Below are 9,592 nucleotides of genomic sequence, written 5' to 3' on the forward strand. Positions count from 1 at the left end.
CTGCAGTCTCTGCCATCTTTTCCCTTGTTTCATAAGTTGCACTTCCAAGATGTGGCGTAACTACAATTTTATCAAATGAAAGCAAAGGATTTGTGTTATCAACCGGCTCATTTTCAAAAACATCCAGTGCTGCCCCTTTTATAAGGCCTTCTTTCAGTGCCCTTGCAAGATCAGATTCATTTACAATTTTGCCTCTTGTTCCATTTATTAAAAATGCTGTTCTCTTCATCTTTGAAAATTTGCAATAATCCATGAAATGATACGTTTCATTGTTAAGATCAAGAGCTATTATAACATAATCCGACTGGCGCAATAATGAATCAATATCAACATAATCTGCATCAACATCATGCATGTGCCTGCTGTAATATATTATTCTCATGTCAAATCCTTTAGCTCTTTTCAGTATTGCTTTTCCTATCCTTCCCATTCCTATTATTCCTATTGTTTTGCCATGAACTTCGCTGCCTAGCATAAACTCTGGATTCCATCCTGATTTCCATTCATTCTTTAATATTACATTATTTCCTGACACGATATTCCTTGCCACAGCCAGCATTATCCCAAAAATTAAATCTGCTGTAGCATCGGTAAGAACTTCCGGTGTGTTTGTTACAGTTATTCCATGCTTTTTCGCATATTCCACATCTATATGATCATATCCAACACTGTAAGTGCTTATAACCTTGAGTTTTTTTGCCCTATCAATTATTTCTCTGTCTATTTTCTCATTCAGTGTTATAATAATTCCATCCGCATTTTCAATATTTGATAAGATCCACTCTCTCATATCACCAGTTCCAGGGAAATAATCAATGTCCATGTTCTCTATGCTTTTCAGGTAATTGCCCGGCAGCTCCCTTGTTACAAGAATTTTATACATAGATTACATTATAATAAAAAGAATATATCATTTTCTCTTTGTTGTGCTATATAGCAACAGAAATATTAATTACATGTCTTGTATAACCAATTGATCAATTGAGCATAATAACATCACTTACTGTAACTATTATAAAATTCGTAGAGGCGATTATAATAAAATTAGGGTTGACTGGGGTTTTCTTCCTCATGCTGCTGGAAGGAATGCTTTTGCCTATACCTTCAGAGGTTGTAATGACATTTTCTGGGTATCTTGCTTATTATGGACTTCTTGATCCATTTAATTCATTTTATTCCATTACTCTTTTGTTATTATTCGGTTCTGTAGGAGATCTTGTTGGTGCATGGATAGCCTATGGAATAGGAAAATACGGTGGAGATCCTTTTATACTGCGGTATGGAAAATACCTTTTCCTGAAACCTGATACAATAGAACGGGTGAAGGCATGGTTCGTTAAATACGGAGACCTTTCAGTCTTTACAACAAGATTTTTACCGGTATTCAGAACGTTTATATCAATACCTGCAGGCATAGCAACTATGGATTTCAAGAAATTTTCCTTTTACACCCTTGCAGGAGATATGATATATAATGCAGTTTTGATCTATCTCGGGATACTTTTTGGCTCACACTGGGAGATTCTTCTTAAATATTTTGACGAATATTCATATATCGGGATAGCTGTCTTTATCCTCGTTCTCCTGTATTTTGGAATCAGAATAATTAAGAACAGAAACCGTAAAATATTATCTAACAAATAAATAATATACTAATAAACAATATACTGTTATATGTTTTCAGATTCAGCAGATGTTGTTAACAAGTCTTTTCGTTATCTGCTTATTTCCCGGGCACTCAGAAGTTCCGCCCTGATATTTGTTACACTTGCATTGCCACTTTATCTTCACTATTTACATTTCTCACTTATAATTATAAGCCTTATCTATATTCCAATAATAATTTTCAATGTTGTTCTTGTACTGATTCTTGGAAGGCTTGGCGACAACATAGGCTATTCAAAAATACTGATAATAGGAGAAGCATTTCCTGTTGTTGGATTATTGATGCTTGCAGTTTCCACAAATGTATACGTCATAGTTTTAGGTGCAATGATTGCAGGAATAACAGGTGGCGCAGGAGGCATGAGAGGGGCATTTTCACCTGGCATGACTGCCTTTGTTGCAAATAATTATCCTGGAGAAGGAAACCGTGTTAACAGGCTATCGCTGCTTACCGCAACTGCATCATTCTTCTCTATTTTTGGCGGGCTATTCATGTCATCATACGGTTTTGTGTCAAATATTATTGGAGTTCTGGATTTTTACCGCCTTTTCTTTATAATATCTTTTCTTCTTGTTGCTGGATCATTAATGGCACTGTCAAGATTGCATGAATACAGAAGGCCTAAAAAAACAACAAAGGTGATGAAAAAAACCAGTTTTAAATATCTTTTAAGGATTATATTGCCAAATAGTATCAATGCAGCGGCTATAGGAATAGCAATGCCTCTTCTTCCATTATTTTTTGAATTGAAATTTCATATTGACCCGGGAATGGTTGGAAATATATATACAGTAGCATATGCCTCAACAGCTATAGGATCATTTGTATCAGGCAGGTACATCAATGGCAGAATAGATTCACTGAAAATGGCATCAATAGCACATGTACTTCAGGGTGCATTGTTCATAATAATAGCATTCACTCCATTCCTATTTATAGCTTCAGCAATATATGTTGGCAGGATGGCCGTAGCAGGTATTGGTTCACCAATGAGGGGCGCAATAAATGTGCGTGGCATAGATAAAGAAGATTATGGCACTTCAACATCAATACAGGGAGTTTCCGGCAGAGGTTCACAGCTAACTACCGGCGCATCCGGTTATCTCATGGATCTTAATCTGGCATTTCCATTGGTAATCGGCGGGGCATTGCAGGCTGTTGGTGGTGTTATTTACTACGTAGCTGTAAAATCATGGCATCCTGAAAAAAATACTGTAAAACCTGTATCTTCAAAAATCAATTAAGAAAATATTGATTTTATTTTATCATCGAGATTTATAGCCCCCAGGCAAAGCAATTTCAGCGGCTCCTTCCCTATTACAGTCATGGATGCATTTTTAATAGCCATGCCAAAACTTTCTCCCTCGGAAAATCCAAGATAATTGGAAGCGATAGCCCTTATAGGGTCTGAATGGGAAACAAATATGTATTTGCCTCTATAGTCACTCATGCAGGCTTTTACACGTTCCTGCAAGTGTTCCCATGTTTCCATGCCAAGAGTTTCTCTAATATCACCTGTAATGTGTGTATTTGGGTATAAGTTATTGACAAATTCATCTGCTTTGTGACCCTTTGCCTTGCCAAGGTAAACTTCTTTTAATCTTTCATCGATTTTAATATCAAGCCCAACGTAATTGGAAATAATTTTTGCAGTATCATATGCTCTTTTTATCGGGCTGCTTACTATTCCATCGAATTTAAGCCCTTTCAACTGTTCAGCAGTTCTTTCAGCCTGCTGTTCTCCCAGTTCTGTAAGTGTATTACCTGAAATATCATCCGACAAAATTTTTTCAACATTTATATTGCTTTCACCATGCCTTATAAATATGTATGCTTTCATATGGAAGTGGATAAAATAAGGCTTAATAAATATGTATGTATTATTTCTAATATAAGAATTCAATCAGTTATTCAGGTGATAAAAATTATATATATCAATAACTTTATTTCTTTGCCCGGTCTGTAGATTCCTGTTTTATGTTAATTTCATCTTTTTTGAATTTTTTTAAATCAAGCAATTTATTGTCCATAAACATCATTGATATTTCTTCTGCGGTGAGACCTTTTGTTTCCAGTATAATAAAATAAAGCATTATGAATGCTATTATAAATCCCGCACTAAAGATAATAACAGAATATTTTAGATGCAATGTAGCATCCTGAACGAGAATATTACGCCAACAACAAAACTTGTAACGCAGTCTGTCAATGCAGTAATTGCAGTAAATAGTTCTCTTCTACTGTAGTGAAATATTCTAACCTTATAAGTCAGGTCATAACACCCTCTTTAATTCCAAAAAATATTAAATACTCTACAAGGTCAAATCGCGCATCGGTATCATAATTGAATAAATTAAAATATCACCAACGAAAACACTTATTACCATCTAAACAAGGATAAATAAAGAGTATATTCAGAGAATGTATTTCTATAGTGTAATTATTCAAAACTTATTTAGTATTAATAATATTTTAGAAATATTTAAATATAACATTTGGATATTATAAAATCTATTAACCACCTGATAAATGTCAAACTTTATACTTTTGATTAAAAATGTAAAATATATGATTTTAAGAAATATGAATTATCTACCAGATTAAAAGGAACAGTTTATAATTTAACATGAATCTTGAATATTAAATACGGATAAAGTTCAAGGATGTAATGTACATCGTCAATTGATAAATGTGAAGTACAATAAGTAAAATTATTAAGAGGGTTCCTCATCTTTTTTAAACATGTGAGTTGTATGTTATTGTAGAGCTGTTGAATTTCATTAGATTTGCCAGATACTGCATATACCTGTTGAGTTGTGATTATTTCGATTGTGGCTTTTTTTCGTAACAAACCTTTCTCATTATATTTAATGTTTTTAACCTGTTCTATAGGTGCGGTTACCAAACCAATTTTTTTGGCTATAAGACCTTTAGATTTAAACCATATAAATCTTCTATCAGTTACATACATTTTATAAGGATTACCATTCAATTCCACTTCTTCGGAAGATTCAAAAACTATGTTTTCACCTGGCATAATAAAATTTTTTAAATGTCTACCCAAAATGATGTTTAAGAATTTTCTATATAAATATTGGCAACTCGAATCTTATTTTATTAATATATCTTGTAGATACATTATATATTATAGCCAATTTTATTGATAATTCTCCTCTTTCTTTCTGTTTAATTCCTTCATATTTTTGTATTTATAATTTTATGCTATGGCTTTTTGTTTTATTAATATACGAGTTTAATGGGAATTGCTATACAAGAGAAAATAACCGAGTTAATTATATATTGTATTTTTTTCCGTTTAACTTCATTTTTTCTTTAACTCTTTTATCTATATTATAATGTTTATATAAGAACTCAATTTGGGATATGATAATAGTTTTTACAAACATTAAAAATAATCAATTCCATGACAATCCTGAATAAATAGGGTTAAGTTTTTAACACATGCGAATAGTTTGATAAAATGTAAACTTTTTTTTGGTTTTATGTATATTTCCATTAATAATATGGGGCTGACCGGATTTGAACCGGTGACCTCCCGGTTATCAGCCGGGTGCTCCAACCAAGCTAAGCTACAACCCCGTGAGACCCTTATCGTTAGAAATTAAATAAATATTTCTATAATTCCTTTTCTATTTTTCTAATTTGTTCAAGATCATTGCATACTTCACATATATCTCCAGGAGTAGGGGCACCGCATATTCTGCATTTATTCAGAACAGTATTTTCTTTTATATAATTATCCTTTATTGCAGGCCTGGTTTCATCAAAGAATTTTACTATTGCAAATTTGGTACCCGGCGTTTCTTTTTCCAGTTTCTCTACAATTTCCCGGAATGAATTTCTCTGCGCCATGCTATAGTATGGACACCAGCTTGAATCAAAATCTATGCCGCTCAATATTGCGTATAGAACAACCTCTTTCTCCGGTATTTTCCTCAAAGGCAGTATTCTTGGCACCAATCCTTCCCTTGTATATGTATGTGGCGCCATCCTTGCATATCGTGCAACATCACCTTTTGCAACGTTCATTAAAATTGATTGTGCATAATCATCTAGATTTATACCCAGTGCAACATAATCGGATCCGGTGTATTCCGAAATTTTATTCATGAGCTGCCTTCTCATTGGGCCACAGTGTGAGCATGATATTGTTTTTTTATCTATTTTCATAATCTCATCCAGAGTATAGCCAAAATTTTCCTTGTATGATATTACACCATGAGGGATTCCAAGATTTTTGCAAAGTTTTTTCGCTTTTTCGAGGCCGGTGCTCCTGTATCCTTCTATGCCCTCATCTACTGTAAATGCAGTGAGTTCAAGATTTCTTCTTTCTGATAATATCTTATGCAAAAGAAATAATGTGGCAGAACTGTCCTTGCCTCCAGAAATGGCTACCGAAATCTTCATATTTTTTTTGTTGAAATCAACCTGGTTTCGGATTTCTCTTTTAACCCTTTTTTCAACGTATTCGAGAAAATGCTTTTTGCATAAGGCTGAACCGTTGTATTTTACCTCATAAACAGCGGAAGCACCGCATATCGAACATTCCATTCCTATATAATGCCTTATTTGTATTAATATTATATTCTTATACAACATTATTAATAAAAAGGATTCGATTACCTCATATGGATGCACTTATAACAGCTGCTGGCAAAGGAACCAGGGCAAATCTTCCAGAGGGCATGAGAAAAGAGATGCTACCAATTTACACCATAAGAAATAATAAAATCGTGCTAAGGCCAATAATTGAATGCATAGTATATAACCTTTCATTATCCGGTGTAGATAAATTTTTTATTATTCTTGATATCAATGATAAGCACACAGAAGATTATTTATCCACTTTGAATATGAGAACTGAATTCATATATCAGAAAAAGCCAGAAGGATATGGAAAAGCAGTATTGCTGGCAAAAGATTACATAAAAAATGATTTTATATTAAATGCAGGTGATGGCATTATACTGGACATAAATAAAATAGGAAATATGATCAATCTTCACAGAAGCACAAAAAAGACCATACTCAGTGTAATGTCTGTTCCTAATCCAGAACTATATGGGGTTGCAACAATAAAAAATGGAAAAGTAATTAAGGTTATTGAAAAACCAGAGTATCCAGAATCAAAGTATGCCCTTGCTGCATTTTATATATTCAATAAAGAAATTCTTGATTTAATAGCTGGAGCAGAGCTTACTCCTGCAATAAATAAACATATTATCAACGGAAATAAAGTTTTGCCGTTTAAGATAAGAAGAAGCGACTGGGTAAGTATTGGAAACAGCGGCACTTATTATAAAATAATGGAAAGAACATATAATTACTACAGTAAAGTTATCTCCAGTTAGTAGATGGTTTTATAACATTTTTCAGGCTATAAACAAGGTTTATATTTTTCCTTACATCTTTAAGCATAACCGGTATCTCTTCTTCAAGATCCCTTTTTCTCTTATATCCAATATCTTTTAAATTCTGATTTTCAGGGTTATAATAATGGTCTTCCATTTCAACTCTTGGATCAGGCACATGATCTATGGAAACACTCTTCCCATAAATTTTTTCATACTGGGATTTAACGGTATCTGCCAAATAATTCAATGGATAATATTCATCAAACTGGTTATATACCTTATATTCTTTATTTGCAGGATGATCAAGTATGAGATTCAGGCATTCAACACTATCTTCAAGTGATAAAAATGCACGCTTCTGGTTTCCCTTTCCATAAACGGTGAGCGGATAGCCTATGACTGCCTGGGAGATAAAACGGTTAAGTACAGTGCCATATACCTGATCTATATCGAAACGTGTAAAAAGCTTGTATTTTGTAATTTCTGAAGTTCTGGTGCCGTATACCACACCCTGCATAACATCACTTACACTCAATCCCCATATTTTATTGGCAAGCATTAGATTATATGTGTCAAATATTTTTGAAAGATGATACCATGACTGCCCCATCCTTGGAAATGGAAGCATATCAGTTCTTCCATTGTATTTTATATCCAAAAATCCTTCAGGTATATCTATATTGGGAGTTCCGTATTCACCCATTGAACCAAGCTTTACTATATGTATATCCCTGTCAATATCCTTCACAGCATATATAATATTCATTGTGCTTTCAATGTTTTTATCAAGAGTCTCTGTTGCGGTTTTAAGTGAAATCATGGAATATGGGGCAGAACGTTGCTCAGCCAGATGGACTATGGCATCCGGTTTTGAGTCACGAATTATATCATAAACAAATCTGGAATTGCTCACATCGCCCTGATAAAATTTAATGGCATTATTCAGTTTTTTATTTCTTGTTCCCATTGAATTTATCTTTATTGCGGATCGGGACCCCAAATTTCTTACTCTGTTTCTTGTATAAAAATTATCTGCACCGTAAACTTCATAGCCCCTATCAAGAAGCCTGAGAGCCAGCGGAAATCCTATATAACCATCTATGCCAAGAATAAGAACTTTCATTAATAACTTATATGAAAAACGTATAATATTTTTTGCTTTTATGAATCGTTAGATTTAGGATAATTGTTAAAATGATATGTGCCTGATTTAAAAGTTTAACATTCAGTTTCATGCATGAAAAGGCTTTCAGCTTCCCTGGCAGGAGGTGCCTTCATGTTAGTGCCCAATCTGTGGAGTCGCATATTAAGGTGTGTTTTCCTCTTTCTTCAGTCCTGTATTGTGGATGCTTATTGCTAAAATTTCTTTCCTGACCTGCATAAAAGTATGACATGAGTTTATAGTCTTTATTATTTTTTTTTGATTGTATTATTATAGACAAATATCTGCTTTTTATTCTGTTGGGTTTCTCGAACAATTTTGTTGAATTTAACGATTGATCGATGGAAATAATTCATCTTATAATATGTTATACATTCGTTTTAGCTAAGAAAACATTATGCTCCCATTAATTCAAAAATGCTCTGCAATTACAATTTCTCAAATAATTATGGTATTGATGTTTGTTTCAAGCCAGTTTTTATCTTCACCATCATCTATTTTTTGTGCATATTCCATGGCCTTTTTGATATACACTATAGCAAGCTCTTTGCTTCCCTTTATGGAGTAAGCTCTTGCAACCGCTTCATTTGCAAATCCCATGTCAAAATCACTAAAATTTTCTTCTTCGCAAATTGTCAGGTCCCTCATTCCGTGATAGAGTGATGATTCAGGCATCTTCAAAATAGAGTAAACTCTTGAAATTATCCAGTGGCCTCTCGATATTTCCAGTTTTCCGCCGGCAAATCTCCAGTGAAACAGTGATGCCTGTGCAACACTGATCATAAGTTCATCGTCTTCTAAGGACCTTTCTTTTTCCATGAGTTCCCAGGTATAATTAAAGAGCCTTGATGCCAGTATTCTATGTTGCTTTGCGTTAATGCCAAAATCATTGTCTTCCACGACATATTTATACCAACTGCTAATATAACGTTTCCCTAAAGATTTCTATTAGATTTACGCGAACGTGGTAAAAATGTAAAATTAATTGTACCTGTATTAAGTTAATAATTTAAAAATTAATTTATCCTATGATAAAACTCATGATTTCCGAATCATTTCTTTGACTTGGTATTAATCATGTTCGTTTCTTCATGGACCTGTTCCTGGTCGCCCTTAAGAATATCAGTTATAAAACGGCAATGAATAAGTAACCAGCCAACATTGCAAACACCTCATGCAACGCCAGAGCGACATCAAAGGTTGGAAGTGGGATGGTGATAGTGTAGCCCCTGTTTTTCATGCTCTGCTATTAATTCACTAAAAAAGAATGTAATAATAGTCCTTATTCTGTGAGTGATTTTTATAAGATTTTTTTAAAAGAGTAATTTTTTACTCCAGAAATTCGTCATTTTCATGACTCTGCAAATAATTTATAAAAATCGAAAATCC

10 protein-coding genes and 1 tRNA gene are annotated in these 9,592 nt (G+C 33.6%); 3 read left to right on the forward strand and 8 right to left on the reverse strand.

Annotation, left to right across the window (positions count from 1 at the left end):
- Window positions 1–883: D-glycerate dehydrogenase (locus WKI77_RS06370; RefSeq protein ID WP_337860994.1), on the reverse strand; the 883-nt coding region annotated here is incomplete at its 3' end.
- Between the two features lie 98 nt (window positions 884–981).
- Here WKI77_RS06370 and WKI77_RS06375 point away from each other — a divergent pair.
- Entirely contained in the window at window positions 982–1,644 is a 663-nt protein-coding gene (locus tag WKI77_RS06375; protein WP_337860995.1) for a DedA family protein, read from the forward strand.
- 30 nt (window positions 1,645–1,674) lie between these two features.
- A complete protein-coding gene (locus WKI77_RS06380; protein ID WP_337860996.1) occupies window positions 1,675–2,910 on the forward strand; it encodes an MFS transporter in 1,236 nt (411 codons plus the stop codon).
- On the opposite strand, the gene WKI77_RS06385 is transcribed toward WKI77_RS06380, so the two are convergent.
- The 5 genes from WKI77_RS06385 to WKI77_RS06405 all read right to left on the reverse strand — a co-directional run bounded on the left by WKI77_RS06385 (window position 2,907) and on the right by WKI77_RS06405 (window position 6,238).
- Entirely contained in the window at window positions 2,907–3,506 is a 600-nt protein-coding gene (locus WKI77_RS06385) for a 2,3-diphosphoglycerate-dependent phosphoglycerate mutase (RefSeq protein WP_337860997.1), read from the reverse strand. The genes WKI77_RS06380 and WKI77_RS06385 overlap by 4 nt on opposite strands.
- Before the next feature lie 103 nt (window positions 3,507–3,609).
- On the reverse strand, window positions 3,610–3,816 hold the full coding sequence (locus WKI77_RS06390) for a hypothetical protein (RefSeq protein WP_337860998.1): 207 nt from the start codon (window positions 3,814–3,816) through the stop codon (window positions 3,610–3,612).
- A gap of 464 nt (window positions 3,817–4,280) precedes the next feature.
- Window positions 4,281–4,730, reverse strand: coding sequence for a hypothetical protein (locus WKI77_RS06395; RefSeq protein ID WP_337860999.1), 450 nt, complete (start codon window positions 4,728–4,730; stop codon window positions 4,281–4,283).
- Between the two features lie 461 nt (window positions 4,731–5,191).
- A tRNA-Ile gene (locus WKI77_RS06400) sits at window positions 5,192–5,266 on the reverse strand.
- Window positions 5,267–5,302: 36 nt separating this feature from the next.
- Window positions 5,303–6,238: a TIGR00269 family protein gene (locus tag WKI77_RS06405; protein WP_337861000.1), complete on the reverse strand. Its 936-nt coding sequence runs from the start codon at window positions 6,236–6,238 to the stop codon at window positions 5,303–5,305.
- 77 nt (window positions 6,239–6,315) lie between these two features.
- Here WKI77_RS06405 and WKI77_RS06410 point away from each other — a divergent pair, with 77 nt between their 5' ends.
- Window positions 6,316–7,038 (forward strand): sugar phosphate nucleotidyltransferase, encoded by a 723-nt coding sequence (locus tag WKI77_RS06410; protein WP_337861001.1) that lies wholly within the window; start codon window positions 6,316–6,318, stop codon window positions 7,036–7,038.
- On the opposite strand, the gene agl3 is transcribed toward WKI77_RS06410, so the two are convergent.
- The gene (agl3, locus tag WKI77_RS06415; RefSeq protein WP_337861002.1) at window positions 7,025–8,164 is read right to left on the reverse strand and encodes a UDP-sulfoquinovose synthase; all 1,140 of its coding nucleotides are present in this window, start codon (window positions 8,162–8,164) and stop codon (window positions 7,025–7,027) included. The genes WKI77_RS06410 and agl3 overlap by 14 nt on opposite strands.
- A 477-nt stretch (window positions 8,165–8,641) precedes the next feature.
- Window positions 8,642–9,103 carry a hypothetical protein gene (locus WKI77_RS06420; protein ID WP_337861003.1) on the reverse strand — a complete coding sequence of 154 codons (462 nt, stop codon included), beginning with the start codon at window positions 9,101–9,103 and terminating at the stop codon, window positions 8,642–8,644.
- Window positions 9,104–9,592 lie beyond the last annotated feature (489 nt).

The sequence above is a fragment of the Ferroplasma sp. genome (assembly GCF_037442045.1).
Lineage (GTDB): Archaea > Thermoplasmatota > Thermoplasmata > Thermoplasmatales > Thermoplasmataceae > Ferroplasma.